This is a genomic window from Glaciimonas sp. PAMC28666, assembly GCF_016917355.1.
In the GTDB taxonomy this organism is placed as follows: Bacteria; Pseudomonadota; Gammaproteobacteria; order Burkholderiales; family Burkholderiaceae_D; genus Glaciimonas.
Window position 1 is genome coordinate 4,446,615 of the sequence record NZ_CP070304.1, and the last position, 17,491, is coordinate 4,464,105.

The following is a 17,491-nucleotide window of genomic DNA, read 5'->3' on the forward strand; positions in this document are numbered from 1 at the left end:
GCCCCCGGTAAACGGCTATTCAGCCGCGCGCGTAATTACTGCGTCGTTCGCTTTTGTAGATTTTCAGATTTTAAAGGGAGTAGATGGCTTTGACTATTTCGGCGATTGGTAGCACTGCAGGTGTCAGCGCTAAGTTTTCGGATATTTCTCCACATGAGATGGGGGTGATGTCACTTGATGATAGATTACGCGACGCGTTTTCTACGAATTCGGTATCAACCCAGAATGAGTACAACTTCATTATGAACAAAGTTAATGATCAAAATTTTGATGTGTCGCCAAAAGCTCTTTTGGAACTACAGGTGCGTTTGGGTGAGTATAAGCAAGGTGTTGAAATCATCAGCGCATTAACCCGCAAAGGCGTGGCCACTATAGAGTCCCTTTTAAAAACGTGATAACTAAGCTGTATTTATTGATGTTTTGCATTTTGCTGGCTGGTTGTAAGCAAGAAAATCTGTTGCAGAGTCTGGAACAACGACAAGCTAACGAGGTCGTCGCAGTCTTGCAACAAAATAATATCAAGGCATTCAAAAGAAATAATGGGAAAAGTGGCTTTAGCGTGGATGTCGAGCAAATTGACTTTGCTGCCGCGGTGGATATTTTAAAAGTCTATGATCTTCCTTCGCCCAAGTTAGTCGAGATCGCCGACATGTTTCCGGTTGATTCACTGGTGGCTTCTCCGCGTGCAGAAAAGGCACGACTTTACTCAGCGATTGAGCAGCGACTTGAGCAATCACTAAGAACTATTTCTGAAGTGGTTTCAGCTCGCGTTCATGTCAGTTATGATCTGGACGGCGCGGACCGTGGACAAAAAAGTCGCCCAATACATTTGTCAACGTTAATAGTTTACGAAGAGGAAACTGATCCGCAAGCGATGATTAATAATGCTAAGCGTTTCCTCAAAAATAGTTTTGATCAGGTCGAGTACGATAATATTTCTGTCGTTGTATCAAAACGTCGAATATTGCAAAGCGAGACTCCCACGATATCGAGCAGGCAACCTCAGCGTCAATCGGGTACGTGGATCGGGATCATTGCGGTGCTTCTGGTCACTACAATAGCCGCATTGGTTTGGTATTTCCGCCACCGCATCCGTCGGCTTCTTGCTGCTGTCATAGCGCCCTTGGAACTTTCGACCAAGAAGGATTTTCGACCGGCAGATAACGTGTTGAACGGGGCAGATTCTCTTGAAGATCCTGCTTATCCAGGGCCCGGAACGCCGGAAAAAAGATAAGTGGACTTGAATAACCTTAACGCACGCTTGGGATTGATTCTGTACGATCCGCTTAGCTATATCCATCCGGAGAGGTTGTGTCTGGCCGAGTTATTCGCCTCTCCGCGCCAGCGTGGCATTGTCAATGATATATTGATTCGTCAACTTGGATTGCCGGACGAAGTAGGGTTTTCGGCGTCGATTCCTGAGCGCCAGTTGGTGTTGAACTGGTGGCTGCTTCCCTACATCAGTACGCTCATTGGAGCGCAATTGCTTAAGTCCGAGCTTGGCTGGCAGGGAAATACCCTACGTCTTTCCAATTCTGTGCGCTTTTTTCTGACCCGTCAGATATGCCAGACTGCATCAAGCGTAAAAGGGTGCAAAATGACTCCCGAAGACGTTCAGATAGTCGGATTACAACACCTGCTGTTGTGGCAGCGTCATGCGTCGAAATCGCTAACAAAACGTATGGCGTTACTTTTTCCTGCAGCGGTCGATAAGTTTTTTTTGGAACGATATGCAGCAACTGCCACGTCTACGAATGCCCACATGTTTAATCCATCAGAACATTCCTCAGGAGTCAGGCGGCCCGACCTTTCTTTAATATTACAGGCGATACAGTATGCCAAAAATAATCCAGACGATGTGTGAGGCGATACCCGAAGAGGGAGTTTTGATACGTAGTATTTATTTGCGAAATAACATTAAAGCATCAGCGCTACTGAGGGAAGCGCGTCGCCGCGCCAAGTCTTTGATGGCGCACGCAGAAGCTGAGGCAGACTACACCTTTCGGCAAGCGAAATGCGATGGTTACGCACAAGGCATCTTGCAGTCTGCTGGCGAGTTAGTAGCGTACATGTCGCTTCAAGAGAACTTGGCCGTACATATGCAAAGTCGCTTACATGAAAGCACGCGAGCCATTTTGAGTAGCTGCGTAAGTAATCCAGACGTGGTGATCGCAATTTTCGAAGAGTATCTGAGCCGCGCCGAACTAAAAGAAAGCCAGAGCATTAATTTGGTGGTGCCGGAAGCCTTTCGGTCGAACCATCGCACGTTGATTACCCGTTTGAATCAAAATTATAAGGGAATTATCAACGTTGAATATCACTTAGAGACGCGGTTTGTGTTGCAGGTAAATGATCAAGTCGCGGAGTTTGCGCCAGATGAATTTGTGAACATGGCGAGCCAGCGCGTACTGAACGAATTACCTGCTTTACTTGGTCAAAGCCACGCGATTAAGGAGCTGTGCCAAGAACGCCTTGCGGCAATTTTTGAAGGCACCGCTTCTCCACCGACTTCATTTCACGAGCACGAGGATGATTATGATTAATCAGTTAAATGGTGCGATGTCAAATCCCTTGTTTGGAGTTGGAGTTGCGGAAAAAGTAAAAAGTTTTATTCCGGCAGACGCAGGCTTCGATATTGGCTTGCAGGACGATCAAGATTTCGATCAACTGTACGCGGGTCTGAAAAAAAGTTGGGAATCCAATCCAAACTTGACCAGTATGAATATTATCGAGCAACTTCGTAAGTTTATTAATAAAAATGGTGAGCAACCGTATAAGGCCATTTCGACACAAACGTCCGTCATTGCACGAGTTTTGGAAAGAGCCAAGACAGAGATCGGCGCCGAACCGCCACTTTATGCAGCACTAAACGAAAGTCTTTGTTTTGCTGTAGTTTCAAACGGCATGCTAAATAGTTTTATGGCGAAAATGCGAGAAATTCCAAAAGATCCCGAGCCATGGTGATGTTTTCGACTTTGCCAAGAGGTAAAGTTTAATGTACTTTGGTTCGGTAATAGACACCAGATAAGCGACACGCGCAGCGCTGGTAGCTCTCGCCTGTCGCTGTCAACTGCAGGTGACGTGGCACCGACTTTAGGTCCTACTCCGTATTACCGCTGAAGCTGCAGATGGATTGATTGGAAATTCGTTCCAATTGGCTATTGAATTCTTTCAATTCGGCTGTCAAGCTACGCTAGCGCTTTGGCAACTGCGATAGCGCATGCTCTCGCCCTAAAGCTCTGGGATGCGTTTATCTCGCAACCCTGGACGGTGTTCGTTAGCACGTGGTCGTTCCGGGCGGTTTTTTTTTGTATGGCTCAGCACCGCAACTTAAATACGAGTGGGTTGCGAGACCAAGGATCTCTTCGTTTTTATCGCTTACTCATACATTGTGTATTGTGGTCTGTATGATCGCGTGACCAATTCCCTCTACCACAATGGTAAGTGCGTTACCCAGAAAATCCTCAATGAGGTTTAGAAGTAACGAACCCGAAAAAAGGTTGGGCACATCAGAAACAAAGAGACAGTGCCACGCAAAGGCGACATTGTTAATCCAATAAGGACATAGGCGGCGAGTTATTGTCACGATATTTCGGCCCTATTTCAGATACCTCATTACGCTAGACTAGCGCTTCGTCTATACGGCATCGGGCCCCATCACTGCCCTTTGACGGGATTTTATACAACGCGATCGAGTAAGTGGTTTCCGTATTTCAGTCAATTTTGGGATTTCGAATCAAGCGCTCCTTCGGTTTTTTTGAGCGGAAAGCTGTCGGAAGTATTAAACGATTTGGACGACCATAAAATTCATGGGGTAAACACGGCGAGATTGTTACGATTTGGCGTAAGAACTTTCTTGTAATGTCTTTTTTTGTTGCTCCTGAGTTATCTCTAAATGTGAAAGAATACGACTTTAAATACCAGCCAAAAGAAATGAATTTCATTGCGACAATTGGCTATTCGTTACTCGGTCAGACGAGAAATTCGGGCGATGAATTTTGTTTTTACATTTCAGAACTAGAACTTTCTTAAGGCAGTTTGCGCATTTCAATGTGTACTATGTTCAATATTGTTTATTCATAGCAAGGATAGGAAGTGGTTTATTTAATAAACAATAAATCTTGCGACCATGCGTTACTTTTTTTATCGGCGCCTTGAATACCGAATTTAGAAATCTCTTTAAGGTATTAGTGGACTTACAGTGGACTTACAAACAATTAAAGTAATTATTGCTGACGATCACCCTATAGTGCTGGCTGGAATACGATCTGTCGTTGCAGGAAGTAGCTTTAAAATCGTGGGATCAGCACGCAACTCTACAGAAATCATTGATTTGTTAAGCCAGGGATTATGCGATGTATTAGTTTCCGACTATGCGATGCCCGGTGGTGACTACGGTGATGGTATTCCTTTGTTCGAGTTCGTCCTTCGTCGATTTCCACGAGTGCGCACAGTGGCGTTTACGATGTTGGATAACCCGGCAATTTTAGGACAATTGCGATCCATCGGAGTCCGCTGTATTTTGAGCAAAATGGATGATGTTAATTATTTAATTTCGGCGATTCACATAGCCTATGCCAGTGATACAGGAGAATTTTTTTCTCCGACGATTAAATCCATTATGAAGGAGTACGGCAACGTGACTGGACGCCTAGCCTTATCTCAGCGGGAGACCGAGGTTTTGCGGCTGTATGTCTCTGGTATGGCGATTAACGAAATAGCGGGTCAGCTACATCGTAGTAAACAAACGGTCAGTTCGCAAAAAAACAGCGCTATGCGAAAGATTGGTGTTGAACGTGATATGGATTTATTTAAATATGCAATCGAAGTAGGGTTGGTTCCATCGTTTAGCGTTGGAAGTCTAAACTCACGATCACAGCACGCATCCGCTCCTTAGCTACGGAATTGGTGCGCAGACCACACGCTTGCGCTGTATTCACGGGTATCGAGGTGAGTCTAACGTGGCGTTAAGATCAGATTGGTGTCCACTCTTCGTGGCTCAAATTTAAAGCAGGGCAGTCCATACTTGGTGAAGCCCGTTGAATGGAGGACCTTAACTTTATTTACTTGGAAATCAAATCGGCCGACATGATTGCCTTAAGAAAAGTGGTGGTGATGTCACCGCGCTCCCGTTGCGCAATCCACCACGCGCTACCTTTGCGGATTGACCACTCCTTCTTCTCTCCGGTGACAAGCATCGCGGCGACTTGACCCAAAATAGGTTGATGCCCAATGAGGAGTACCGGTTCACGAGAGTTTGGCCAGTTGGCTGCGGCCAGAAGTTGTTCGGCTGTGCAGTTGGGTGAGAGGTCGGGATGAATCTTGAACTTTCGCCCTAATGCTTCTGCGGTCTGAATGGTCCGGGTGGCGGGGCTGCAGAGTATTTTGCAGGAGTTAGGCAAATTGCTGTCTAGCCAGTCTGCCATTTTCCATGCCTGTTTGTGACCTTTGCCGGTTAGCGCACGGCCTTCGTCTGGTTCGCCAACCTCGGCCTCTGCGTGGCGCCAGAGTATCAATTCCATGATAATTTCCTTAAAGATGTTGTTAGCCGATTTCTGAGGAAGCGCCTAAAAGAGACATTAAGTGCTGCTGCGCGCTAAACGCAGCATGACGTGGTCCTTTTTTGCGTTTGTTCCAATTTCCATCGGATGACAATTCCCACGCATTAACGTTGTCTTTTAAATAGGGGGTTAAGCCTTCGCTGATGACACGCTTTTTTAACATTTTGTCTATAATCGGAAAAGCAACCTCGACCCGCCTGAACAGATTACGGTTCATCCAGTCGGCGCTGGCGAGATAAACGTCGTGCTGCAGATTATTTCGGAAGTAATAAATTCGGGTATGCTCTAGAAAGCGACCGATGATTGAGCGCACTGTGATATTTTCAGAAAGGCCCTTCACCCCAGGGCGCAATGCGCATGCGCCCCGAATAATGAGCTCGATTTTTACGCCGTCTGCTGAGGCAGCATATAGCGCTTTGATCACTGATTCATCTAGTAATGCGTTCATTTTGGCCACGATGCGGGCCGGGCGACCTTGGCGCGCAATATCAGCCTCATTACGTATCGCGCGAATTAATTCTTTTTGTAGCGCAAATGGCGCTAACCAAAGATAGTCCATTTTTTTCGGTTTAGTCAGACTGGTCAGGTGAATGAACACTTCGTTGACTTCCATTGCCAACTTTTGATTCGCGGTTAATAACCCGAAGTCGGTGTATAACTTGGTGGTGTTCGGATGATAATTGCCGGTTCCAAGATGGGCATAAAAGCACAAACCGGTCACGCCGCCTTTCTGGATTACTGACGATTCGCGGCGGATGACGAGTGCCAATTTGGCGTGCGTTTTAAGGCCGACTACGCCGTACACAACGTGGGCCCCCGCACGCTCCAGTCTATCAGCCCAGTTGATATTAGCCTCCTCGTCGAAGCGTGCCATAAGCTCGACGACGACAGTCACCTCCTTACCGAGTTGCGCCGCCATAATCAACGATTCAATCAAATCCGAATTCATACCTGCGCGGTAAATTGTCTGCCTGATGGCGACCACAAGCGGATCATATGCTGCGCTGCGGATAAAGTCGATTACGGGCTGAAATGATTGAAAGGGGTGATGAAGGAGGACGTCTTTTTTCTTTAATAACGTAAAAATATCCTCAGACGACAAGTGCGCAGGCAAGCCTGGCGTAAAAGGAGGAAATCGCAGACCTGGCTGCGTGGACTGATCAATGATTTCTGACAGCCGCACCAGATTGACGGGGCCGTCGACGGCATACATGCGATTTGGTGCGATGGAAAACTGGTTCAGTAAAAATGTCGATAAATGCGATGGACAATTCTGTGCAATCTCTAGCCGAACTGCTACGCCAAACTGGCGGCTCTGGAGTTCACTTTGCAGCGCCTGGCGCAGATTTTTTACTTCCTCTTCATCGACCCAAAGATCGCTGTTACGCGTTACCCGGAATTGATAATAGGAGAGAACGTGGCGTCCACTGAACAAATCATTAATATGCGCGTGAATGATAGAAGACAGCAAACAGAACGAAATGCCGTTCGGCGACAATGCGTCCGGTAATTTAATGACCCGTGGCAAGACCCGCGGTGCTTTAATTATAGCAATTGTCGCGTCTCGTCCAAACGCATCTTTTCCGGCCATTTCGACGATAAAATTTAAGCTTTTGTTGAGAACTTGCGGGAAAGGATGCGCCGGGTCAAGCCCGATGGGGGTGAGCAGAGGCCGGATTTCGTGCTCAAAATAGGACTTTACCCAAGCGCGCTGGGCTTCGTTCCGGTCTTTGTGACGCAACAGATGAACGCCATTTGCAGACAACTGCGGCAGGACTTCCTTGTTTAAAATCGCGTATTGGCGCGCCACGATGTCGTGGCATTCGGTACTCGTGAGCTTAAATGCCTCGGATAGCAGCGGTGGATCGATGACATCGCTACCTTCTTCTGTATGACTATTCGCCAACAGACTCGCGATACGTACCTCAAAAAACTCGTCAAGATTATTACTGACTATACATAGATAGCGCAACCGTTCAAGCAGAGGCACGTGGCTTTGTTCGGCTTGCGCCAACACGCGCCGATTAAAAGCGAGAAGGGACAATTCGCGATTCAAATAGGCTGGATTGTTATCAATATTTAATTTGATTGATTCTGCATTTTCGTCTGAGCTAGTATTTTTTTTCATAAAGTTGAGGACTAGTCGGGAGAATTTGGGCGGAGTGTATGGAGACAATATGACATCTTGATGACGAATACGGAAGCCATTTCAGTCTTTTTTATACTCCACGAACAAAAAATGACGCGTCATGACTTGACTTAATGTGTGTCACAAACATGTCATAAATGTTGGTTAAAGTTCGCCTGTCCAATGGACATTGTGAATTTTGGACGTTATCAGGCACCTTGCTTGCACCCCATAATCAACTTTCACAGCGTGAGATCGGGAAGCCTTGGTAGGCTTTTAAAACTATATAAGTTTTGTTATTAATTCTAGTGAATAAGGGAGTAACGAATGCGACTCAATAAAGTCTTTACATCCGTCGTTTTGGCGTTGGGTGCAACTTTCGCAGTTTCATCGGTTATGGCAGTGGAAATTACTGGCGCGGGCGCTTCATTTCCTTATCCAATTTACGCAAAGTGGGCCGAGTCTTATAAAGCGGCGACCGGGAATAGCCTGAATTACCAATCAATCGGATCGGGCGGCGGTATCAAGCAAATTAAGGCCAAGACCGTCGATTTCGGCGCGTCGGACATGCCGCTGAAGGCCGAGGAATTGGCAGCTGACAGCCTTATGCAATTCCCTGCAATCATGGGGGGCGTTGTCCCGGTAGTCAATCTGGAAGGTGTGGCCCCAGGTCAGCTAAAACTAACTGGCGCAGTACTGGGAGATATCTATTTAGGTAAAGTGACTAAATGGAATGCACCGGAAATTGCTGCATTGAATCCTGGCGTCAAATTGCCTTCCAGCGACATCACCGTTGTCTACCGCGCCGATGGTTCAGGCACTTCCTTCGTATTTACCAGCTACTTGTCAAAAGCCAGTCCAAGCTTCAAAGCTGGCGTCGGTGCTGGTACCTCAGTTAAATGGCCAGTTGGTGTTGGTGGTAAAGGTAACGAAGGCGTGGCTGCAAACGTGCAAAAAATCAAAGGTTCGATTGGTTATGTTGAATATGCTTATGCTAAAAAGAATAAGCTACAACACACACAGTTGAAGAACCGGGATGGTGGATTTGTACAGCCGGATGACGAAACCTTTAAAGCTGCTGCGGCTGGCGCGGACTGGGCCAAGACGCCTGGCTTTGCAGTAGATTTTACTGATGCTGCCGGCAAAGACAGCTGGCCTATTACCAGCGCTTCTTTTATCTTGTTACACAAGTCACAAGCTGACGGCGTAAAGGGTAAAGAAGTTTTAAAGTTCTTCGACTGGGCTTATAAGAACGGCGGCGCAGCGGCAACTGAACTTGATTACGTCGCGATACCTTCTTCAGTGGTTAAGCTAGTGACCGAGGCTTGGAAAACGGACGTTAAAGATGCCGCTGGTAAGGCGATCTGGTAACTGCCGATGTTCGTGGCGCTAGCCCCATATTTTGAGGCTAAAACGCGCATTTTTGACACACGGTAATCGAAAAACCTGCAGCTAGGCGGTCATGTCAGATCGTCTGTCTGTGGGGACGGTCATATCTGAAAAATAAAATTATGAGCTTGAGGTCACGTCGCTTTACGCCTTGATGCAGGTAAATAATCGGGGTAAAGCGTGGGCTATAGGGTTGAAATAAGTTTCGAGAGTTTAGTCGGACACGGCACCCACTTCATCGGATATCGCTACTCATGAGTGCAAATATTCCTGTTATGACACAATCAATTTCACTGCAATCCAAGAGCCTTGATCAGGCTATTTTGTCGCAACAAGCGTTGCTGGCTACGATGCGCCGGCAAAGGATTCAGGATTTCTTTTTTCACAAGATCACGATGGTGTTTTCGTTGATCGTGTTGTTTGTTTTGTTGGGAATTATTGTCTCGCTTGCCATTGGTGCGTGGCCGGTGTTCCACGCATTCGGCCCTTCTTTTTTAACCAGCATTGAGTGGGATCCGGTCAATGACCAATATGGCGCATTGACTGCGATTGGCGGTACGCTGGTGACGTCATTTATCGCATTGGCGATTGCGTTTCCCATCAGCTTTGGAATCGCTTTATTTTTGACTGAAATTTGCCCTTCAAAATTACGTCAGCCATTAGGCACCGCAGTCGAGCTCCTTGCCGGCGTGCCCAGTATTATCTACGGCATCTGGGGATTGTTTGTGTTTGCGCCGCTATTTGCCGAGTACGTGCAACCGATATTGGGTGACACCCTGGGTCGTATCCCTGGCATTGGCATTTTGTTTTCCGGTCCTCAAATGGGTATCGGCATTTTGACAGCGGGCTTGATTTTGGCGGTGATGATCATTCCATTTATCGCCTCCGTCATGCGCGATGTCTTCGAAGTAGTGCCGGCGGTATTAAAAGAATCAGCATATGGCCTCGGATGTACGCGTTGGGAAGTCGTTCGCAAAGTGGTGCTGCCATATGCAAAAACTGGAGTCGTGGGCGGGGTCATGCTGGGTCTTGGTCGGGCCTTGGGTGAGACCATGGCGGTGACTTTTGTGATCGGCAATTCGCACCGTCTTTCGTGGTCGCTATTTGGTGCTGGCAATAGTATCGCATCGACGCTCGCCAATGAAATCGCTGAAGCCTCTTCAACCTTGCACGTATCGGCCCTGTTTGCCCTTGGCCTCATTTTATTCGTGATTACATTTCTGGTGCTATCCGCTGCCAAGCTGATGTTGATGGGGATGTCCCGCAAAGAGGGTGCAAAATGAGCGAGAACAACTCAGGTCCATCTACGACAGGCTTCCCGATCAATCCTGCCGCTAACAAGGTCTATCGCAAGCGAATATTGATCCACAAAATTGGCATGGTCTTGTCATTTTTAGCAATGGCGTTTGGGCTAGTTGTTTTGATGTGGATTTTGGCTACTCTGGTGGTAAAAGGAGTAGGGGCGATGAATCTTGGATTGCTCACCCAGAATACGCCATCACCAGGAGGTGAGGGCGGTGGATTACTCAATCCTATTGTAGGTAGCTTGATGTTAGTTGGTTTGGCTACCTTGATCAGTACACCAATCGGTATATTGGCCGGTATTTATTTAGCTGAATATGGCGAAGAAAGTAAGTTAGCCCAGGTTACGCGCTTCGTAACCGACATTATGTTGTCAGCGCCATCGATTGTCATTGGACTATTTGTGTACGCAATATATGTTGCAAAAATAGGCCATTTTTCTGGTTGGGCCGGTACGTTCGCGCTCTCGTTGATTGCCGTTCCGGTGGTGGTACGAACGACGGACAATATGCTAAAACTGGTCCCAGGTAATCTGCGCGAAGCCGCATTTGCGCTTGGTGCCCCGCGGTGGAAAGTGGCACTTACGGTGCGACTGCGCGCGGTCAAAGCGGGCGTAGTAACCGGGGTTTTGCTGGCGGTAGCGCGCATCGCTGGCGAAACTGCGCCTTTACTTTTCACAGCATTGAACAATCAATTTTTCAGCACGAACATGAATAAACCGATTGCCAATTTGCCTGGCGTGATCAATCAATTTGCCAATAGCCCTTACGACAATTGGGTGTCGTTGGCTTGGGCCGGCGCGCTGCTGATTACCTTGGGCGTGTTGCTTCTGAATATTGTAGCCCGCACGCTATTCAGCCAAAAAATACCAAGCTGAATTAAGGAATTAAGGAATTAAGGAGTTAAGGAGTTAAGTTCAACGAAGACGCTCAAAACGTCTTCCGCGTTTTTTACGTGACGACAGCTGCCCCACCGGATGAGAAGTGCGTTTAATGACTGCGATTGCCATGACTAATCAAACACCACAAAGTACGGATTTCAACGCCGTTAAAAAGCCGACCATAGAAATTTCAAAATTAAATTTTTTCTATGGGAACTTTCAGGGATTGAAAGACATTAATCTTCATATTAATGAAAAGAAGGTCACCGCGTTTATTGGGCCATCCGGTTGCGGAAAGTCTACATTGTTGCGAACGCTCAATCGCATGTACGATCTTTATCCCGGCCAGCGTGCCGAAGGACAGATCATGTATGCCGGTAAAAATATTTTGGATGCCGGTCAAGATCTCAACATGTTACGCGCTAAAGTTGGGATGGTTTTTCAGAAGCCCACGCCATTTCCGATGTCGATCTACGACAACATTGCTTTTGGAATTCGGCTATATGAAAATTTGCCAAAAGGTGAAATGGACGAGCGCGTTGAGTGGGCGTTAACCAAAGCCGCGTTGTGGGGTGAGGCTAAGGATAAATTGAATAAAAGCGGTTTAAGTTTATCAGGCGGTCAGCAGCAGCGTTTATGTATTGCGCGAAGCGTTGCGGTACGTCCGGATGTCCTTTTATTGGACGAGCCAACGTCGGCGCTGGACCCGATCTCGACGGCCAAGGTGGAAGAGTTGATTACCGAACTCAAGCAGGATTACACCATTGCGATCGTGACGCACAACATGCAACAGGCCGCTCGATGCTCTGACTTCACTGCGTATATGTACCTTGGTGAACTGGTCGAGTTTGGAAAGACTGACCAGATATTCATGAATCCCGCTCGTAAAGAAACGCAGGATTACATTACCGGCAGATTCGGTTAACCATTTTTTTGACGATTGATTATTGAAAACAGATGATTGGCAATCGTTGATCGAATATCGTCGACGGATTCGTTGATTGTTTTAATCGTTGCGCGAATAATCGATGCTTGAATAATCGTTGATTTATACACGCTCATTGGCTTAAATGATGTTTTTTCCCCGTTGAATTCGCATCGAACTGTAAGGAATAACCAGATGACTGGCGAACACTCTTCAAAGCAATACGATTCAGACCTTGAGACAATCCGTTCAAAGGTGTTGTTGATGGGCGGCCTGGTCGAACGACAATTCCAAGAGGCAATGAATGTCTTCCATAACGGGAATCTTGCCGCGGGCGAGCGCGTCATCAAGGATGACGACCAGGTCAACTTGCTGGAAGTAGAATTGGATAACGCTTGCAGCCACTTGATCGTACGTCGCCAGCCTACGGCGAACGATCTACGGGTGGTGATGGCGACAATTAAAGTGATTACGGACCTTGAGCGGGTCGGCGATGAAGCGGCCAAAATCGCGCGCACTGCTATTCATCTGCACAAACGCGGCTTGGGTAGTGTGGATCATAGTGAAACAGTACGAGTGATCGCGACGGCGGCCGGTAATTTGCTGCACGATGCCTTGGATGCGCTGGCACGTCTGGATGAAAAGCAGGCGATTAAATTGATTTCAGACGATGCAATTATCGATCGGGATTTCCGTTCGATCATGCGTAACGTTATTACTTACATGATGGAAGATCCGCGCACAATTTCCGCGTTGATGGACACGCTATGGGTAGCGAAGGCAATCGAACGTATCGGTGATCATGCAAAAAATATAGCGGAATATGTCATTTATATCGTTGAAGGTAAAGACATCCGGCATACCGATTATGCGGCAACGCATCTTGAAACCGGAGCTTGATTTCTGCGACCCGCAAACGGGTAGCGGCTCGAGCAAGTAGCATTGAGCAAGTAAAAAGTATTGAGCAAGCAAGAAAAGGTAGAGCGAGTATGAATTTAACGCGAGACTGGTATATCTTTACGTTAGCCTGTGCCGATGATGACTGACAAAGCATCAATTCTGATTATTGAGGATGAGCCGTCAATCGCCGAATTGATTGAATACACCATGGCGGGGTCGGGCTGGAGTCCTATAGTCGCTTCTACGGCCGCCGAGGGTTGGGCGGCGATTCAGCGGCAGACGCCGCAATTGGTTTTGCTGGACTGGATGCTACCGGATCAAAGTGGGCTTCGGTTTTTGTCACGTCTGCGTGCAGAGAGGCAGTTCCAGTCGATTTTAGTGATGATGCTCACTGCAAAATCGATGGAAGAGGATAAGATATCTGGCCTGGATAACGGCGCGGATGATTATATGACCAAGCCGTTTTCACCTCGCGAACTGACCTCTCGAGTCAAAGCGCTGTTGCGCCGAAAAAATCCTGACCAGACCATCGGCATCATGTCGGCCGGGGCAGTAACACTCGACCCCGCTAGTTGCTCTGTAGCGATGAACGAGCAAAAAATTGACATTGGGCACGCCGAATATCGACTGCTGAAATTTTTCATGGCTAACCCGGATCGGGTTTTTTCACGAAGTCAGTTACTTGACAAGGTGTGGGGCGATCATGTCGTGATTGAAGAACGCACTGTAGATGTCCATATATTACGCTTGCGGAAGGCTCTGCACGAGGCCGATAATCTGATCCGCACCGTGCGTAGTGTCGGCTACATGTTATCGACTAAATAGTTTGGTTCGAAACCTGGCGCGCAATGCATTGATGTGGTTTTGATGCTTATTGAGACTGCATGAAGCTGACGAAGTTACGTTCATCGAAAGAAACCTGAACAAGTCAGGCTTTTCTGCGACAGATTCGAAAGAAGTCCGATAAATTCGTTGTCGGTCAGGCGCTATCTTGCGCTGTTTTTTATCTTCCAATATTTTATGAATCCAAAGATGTTGTTCTGGATGCCGGCTGCGCTTCGGCTATTGATGGTTTTTGTTGGGGCGGCGGTTGCGTGGCTGTGTTTCGGTGCCGTTGCTGGATTGCTATTATGCTCGGCAAGTCTAATCATGCTGGTTATTTTGCAATTGTACTATTTGTATCGTTTGGGAGGCTGGCTCGACAATCCTCGTGGACAAAAACTGCCCGACGGTTGGGGTGCATGGACTGACATTTTTTCACGTTTGTATCGGCTCCGACGTGATGACGAAAAAAATCAAGCTGAGCTTTCTGAATGGCTGGCACGTTTTCGGCAGGCTATGCACCTGTTACCGGATGGCGTCGTTATCATGGATGACGTTCTGTTTCTGGAGTGGTGCAACCCAGCCGCCGAGCGGCATTTGGGGCTTCAGCATGGTCGCGATAAAGGAATGCGTGTGACCAATTTAATCCGCAATCCGGATTTTATTGATTACATTATTCTTGGTCGTTATGATCAACCCCTGTTGCTGACATTGCGGGATAGAAAGTTGGTTATACAAATTATCCCATTTGAAAATCGCCGCCAGATTCTGGTAACGCATGACGCTACCGAGTCAGAGCGTATTGACATGATGCGGCGTGATTTTATCGCTAATGCCTCACACGAACTACGCACTCCTTTGACGGTGATAAATGGTTTTTTAGAGATCGCTCAAGAGCATCCAAACCTTGAACCGCATGTGCGAGCAGGGCACCTGAAAATGATGATCGAGCAGGGCCAGCGGATGCAAAATCTGATTGGCGATATGCTGACGTTGACGCGACTTGAGTCGATCGACTACCCGATGCGGCCTGAGCGGGTACATATCGAGGCCATGTTAAAGAATATCCTTCAGGAAGTCGAAGTACTGTCAGCAGGTCAGCACGTTTTCTCACTTCGCATTGACGGTCCGGATATCAACGGCAATACAGAGGAATTACGCAGCGCATTCAATAATCTCGTGTCCAACGCAGTGCGTTACACGCCAGTCGGCGGCCAAATAGATTTAATCTGGCAAAACACCCAAAATGGACCGCAGTTTGTAGTGCGTGACACCGGCATCGGATTTAGCGCGGAGCATATGTCGCGGTTGACCGAGCGGTTTTATAGAGTCGATAAAAGCCGTTCCCGTGAGACGCGGGGGACAGGTCTCGGTCTGGCCATTGTTAAACACGTCTTGCTGCGGCACGGAGGCACGTTAGGGGTTGAATCGAGCCAGAACAAAGGTAGCGTATTCACGGCGCGCTTACCTGCTTCCATCGTGGCGAGTGAGACAACCGATTTGCTTACATGAATAGACGCTGAACGGCGCCTTTTTGCTGTTAATGACGTGTCTGCATAGTACCGATGTGGTGCTCAGTCGCGACCGATGTGTCTCCCGGCCGCCCGTAAGGAATCTGCTGAGTTCGACCGTATGAACTACAATACGAATCTTTCGTTGGTCGCGGCAGTTTTGTTACGCCTCTGATGTAACATTCCTGATTCGTATTGCATTCATCGTATTCCTAATTAATGAAATCCATTTTTCTCTCTCGTCAATCCAGATCACCTCGATCAACCCTTGCTGTTTTATTCACCTTTTTAACGGTCACTGCGTGTACCACGCTCGCGCCAGTGGCGCCGGTTCCGGTGGCGGTAGTAATCGCGCCAGTGGCGCAAAAGGAAGCACCACACCATATCAAGATTGGGCTTGCCCTGGGCGGAGGCGCGGCGCGCGGTTTTGCTCACATTGGCGTAATTAAGGCGCTGGAAGCGCAAGGGATAGTGCCAGATATCGTGGTCGGTACCAGTGCAGGGAGCGTAGTCGGCGCACTTTATGCCGCGGGTAATAACGGATTCGCCTTACAAAAATTAGCCCTGAAAATGGACGAGGCCGCATTTTCGGACTGGTCTATCCCGCTATTTGCAAAGGTAAGCGGCGTATTAAAAGGCATTGGCCTCGAAAACTACGTCAATAATGCCATTGGCAATGTCCCCATCGAAAAACTAAAGATACCCTTCGGGGCGGTCGCAACTGACCTGAATTCTGGTCAGCCAATTTTGTTCCGGCGAGGTAATACAGGGTTGGCGGTGCGGGCATCTTCTGCGGTACCTGGCGTGTTTCAATCGGTGAAGATTGGCAGCCACCAATACGTAGACGGGGGACTGGTCGCACCGGTACCGGTTCGATTTGCGAAGGAGATGGGTGCTGACTTTGTGATCGCGGTCGATATTTCCGCCGTGCCCGAAGCGCAGCTAGCATCCAGTTCGGTTGATGTGCTACTCCAAACCTTCGCCATTATGGGCCAGACAATTAATGAAAAGAACTTGAAAGAGGCTGATATTGTCATCAGGCCGAGTCTGAACGCCATGAAAGGAAGTGACTTTAATTCTCGTAACATGGCGATCCTCGCAGGTGAGCAAGCCGCGATGGCACAAATGCCCGAAATCAAAAGGAAGTTGTTAGAGAAGCGCGGCGGTTGAAGTAGTATCCAATCAGTGGGGGGAATTGGGCCCTGTGGATGGATCGTTTGTATGCTTGCAACGAGGCCGCAGCGTAGCTGAAATGACAAAAGCCACATCGGCATGATGTGGCTTTTTGTTATAAAGGGCTTTATAAATTTTGTGTAGCTACTTCTGCGTCGCCGTAATATTGGCGACGGTCTCTGGATCCAGATCGCTTATCCGACGCGCACCGTTGAAGCGATTTTTCCAATAAGCGATGTCCATACTTTCAACGCGTACTGAAGACCCTGTGCGAGGAGCGTGAATAAATTTATTGTCACCCAGATAAATGCCGACGTGAGAGAAGCTTCTTCTCAGCGTATTATAAAATACCAGGTCGCCGGGCTTTAAGTCGTCTCTTTCAACTTTTTCACCTTCACGGCTCAGTTCTGCAGACGTGCGAGGTAGATTGATACCCAGTGCTTCCTTGAAGACATAACGCACTAATCCGCTGCAATCGAGGCCCGTTTGCGGTGTGTTGCCGCCGTATTTATAATTGATGCCGATAAGGCCAATGGCGCTTTGGGCGAGATCTGAGGCGCGCTCTGTCAGCTGGTCGGTGAATTGCTGGAATTTACTGCGGGGCGGCTGCGCCGGGGGCGCGCTATCGAAAACGGTGATATCAGATGCCCAGGCTGGGCTAGCTAACCAACAACTACCGATTACGGTACACGCCATTGCTAAAGCTCGAATAAGTGGCAAGTCTAATTTAATCGTCATCGTAATTGAGGCTTTGCGGCAAATGAACGCATGAATGTAGTGATTAAGAGTCCCCGGGTTACACGAGGGCTTAACGCAAGATGCATAACCAGACGGCAGATTCAGCTGCAAGTTCCCGAAACGAATGCTAATTGACGATATTAATCGATTCAATAGTTTTTT

General features: G+C 47.9%; 17 protein-coding genes. 14 read left to right on the forward strand and 3 right to left on the reverse strand.

All coding sequences use genetic code 11. The features are described from left to right. The first annotated feature begins 83 nt into the window (after positions 1–83). The 6 genes from sctI (at position 84) to JQN73_RS18950 (ending at position 4,897) form a co-directional block, all read left to right on the forward strand. On the forward strand, positions 84–395 hold the full coding sequence (gene sctI, locus JQN73_RS18925; protein WP_205320497.1) for a type III secretion system inner rod subunit SctI: 312 nt from the start codon (positions 84–86) through the stop codon (positions 393–395). Continuing rightward, positions 392–1,234 carry an EscJ/YscJ/HrcJ family type III secretion inner membrane ring protein gene (locus JQN73_RS18930; RefSeq protein ID WP_205320498.1) on the forward strand — a complete coding sequence of 281 codons (843 nt, stop codon included), beginning with the start codon at positions 392–394 and terminating at the stop codon, positions 1,232–1,234. The genes sctI and JQN73_RS18930 overlap by 4 nt, the downstream gene beginning before the upstream one ends. 6 nt (positions 1,235–1,240) lie before the next feature. Then, a complete protein-coding gene (locus tag JQN73_RS18935; protein WP_205320499.1) occupies positions 1,241–1,864 on the forward strand; it encodes a hypothetical protein in 624 nt (207 codons plus the stop codon). Continuing rightward, positions 1,836–2,543, forward strand: a complete 708-nt coding sequence (locus tag JQN73_RS18940) for a hypothetical protein (protein WP_205320500.1) — start codon at positions 1,836–1,838, stop codon at positions 2,541–2,543. Before JQN73_RS18935 ends, JQN73_RS18940 begins: the two co-directional genes overlap by 29 nt. After that, positions 2,530–2,964: a hypothetical protein gene (locus JQN73_RS18945; RefSeq protein ID WP_205320501.1), complete on the forward strand. Its 435-nt coding sequence runs from the start codon at positions 2,530–2,532 to the stop codon at positions 2,962–2,964. Before JQN73_RS18940 ends, JQN73_RS18945 begins: the two co-directional genes overlap by 14 nt. Before the next feature lie 1,237 nt (positions 2,965–4,201). After that, a complete protein-coding gene (locus tag JQN73_RS18950; protein ID WP_205320502.1) occupies positions 4,202–4,897 on the forward strand; it encodes a LuxR C-terminal-related transcriptional regulator in 696 nt (231 codons plus the stop codon). Positions 4,898–5,063: 166 nt separating this feature from the next. Here the strand turns inward: JQN73_RS18950 and JQN73_RS18955 are convergent, their stop codons facing one another. After that, positions 5,064–5,522: a histidine phosphatase family protein gene (locus JQN73_RS18955; protein WP_205320503.1), complete on the reverse strand. Its 459-nt coding sequence runs from the start codon at positions 5,520–5,522 to the stop codon at positions 5,064–5,066. Between the two features lie 22 nt (positions 5,523–5,544). Continuing rightward, positions 5,545–7,689 (reverse strand): polyphosphate kinase 1, encoded by a 2,145-nt coding sequence (gene ppk1 / locus JQN73_RS18960; RefSeq protein WP_205320504.1) that lies wholly within the window; start codon positions 7,687–7,689, stop codon positions 5,545–5,547. Between the two features lie 327 nt (positions 7,690–8,016). Here ppk1 and pstS point away from each other — a divergent pair, with 327 nt between their 5' ends. From pstS to JQN73_RS19000, 8 genes are all read left to right on the forward strand, one after another. Next, positions 8,017–9,060, forward strand: a complete 1,044-nt coding sequence (gene pstS, locus JQN73_RS18965) for a phosphate ABC transporter substrate-binding protein PstS (RefSeq protein ID WP_205320505.1) — start codon at positions 8,017–8,019, stop codon at positions 9,058–9,060. A gap of 293 nt (positions 9,061–9,353) precedes the next feature. After that, positions 9,354–10,361: a phosphate ABC transporter permease subunit PstC gene (gene pstC, locus JQN73_RS18970; RefSeq protein ID WP_240162328.1), complete on the forward strand. Its 1,008-nt coding sequence runs from the start codon at positions 9,354–9,356 to the stop codon at positions 10,359–10,361. Beyond that, positions 10,358–11,257 carry a phosphate ABC transporter permease PstA gene (gene pstA / locus JQN73_RS18975; RefSeq protein ID WP_205320507.1) on the forward strand — a complete coding sequence of 300 codons (900 nt, stop codon included), beginning with the start codon at positions 10,358–10,360 and terminating at the stop codon, positions 11,255–11,257. The genes pstC and pstA overlap by 4 nt, the downstream gene beginning before the upstream one ends. A gap of 130 nt (positions 11,258–11,387) precedes the next feature. After that, positions 11,388–12,185, forward strand: a complete 798-nt coding sequence (pstB, locus tag JQN73_RS18980) for a phosphate ABC transporter ATP-binding protein PstB (RefSeq protein ID WP_205320508.1) — start codon at positions 11,388–11,390, stop codon at positions 12,183–12,185. A gap of 195 nt (positions 12,186–12,380) precedes the next feature. Further along, positions 12,381–13,085: a phosphate signaling complex protein PhoU gene (gene phoU, locus JQN73_RS18985; RefSeq protein WP_205320509.1), complete on the forward strand. Its 705-nt coding sequence runs from the start codon at positions 12,381–12,383 to the stop codon at positions 13,083–13,085. A 135-nt stretch (positions 13,086–13,220) separates the two neighbouring features. Next, a complete protein-coding gene (locus tag JQN73_RS18990) occupies positions 13,221–13,910 on the forward strand; it encodes a winged helix-turn-helix domain-containing protein (RefSeq protein WP_205320510.1) in 690 nt (229 codons plus the stop codon). 195 nt (positions 13,911–14,105) lie between these two features. Next, on the forward strand, positions 14,106–15,419 hold the full coding sequence (phoR, locus tag JQN73_RS18995) for a phosphate regulon sensor histidine kinase PhoR (RefSeq protein WP_205320511.1): 1,314 nt from the start codon (positions 14,106–14,108) through the stop codon (positions 15,417–15,419). A gap of 218 nt (positions 15,420–15,637) precedes the next feature. After that, complete coding sequence (locus tag JQN73_RS19000) at positions 15,638–16,588, forward strand: patatin-like phospholipase family protein (RefSeq protein WP_205320512.1); 951 nt, start codon at positions 15,638–15,640, stop codon at positions 16,586–16,588. A gap of 147 nt (positions 16,589–16,735) precedes the next feature. On the opposite strand, the gene JQN73_RS19005 is transcribed toward JQN73_RS19000, so the two are convergent. Next, the gene (locus tag JQN73_RS19005; RefSeq protein WP_240162329.1) at positions 16,736–17,329 is read right to left on the reverse strand and encodes a C40 family peptidase; all 594 of its coding nucleotides are present in this window, start codon (positions 17,327–17,329) and stop codon (positions 16,736–16,738) included. Between the last annotated feature and the right edge of the window lie 162 nt (positions 17,330–17,491).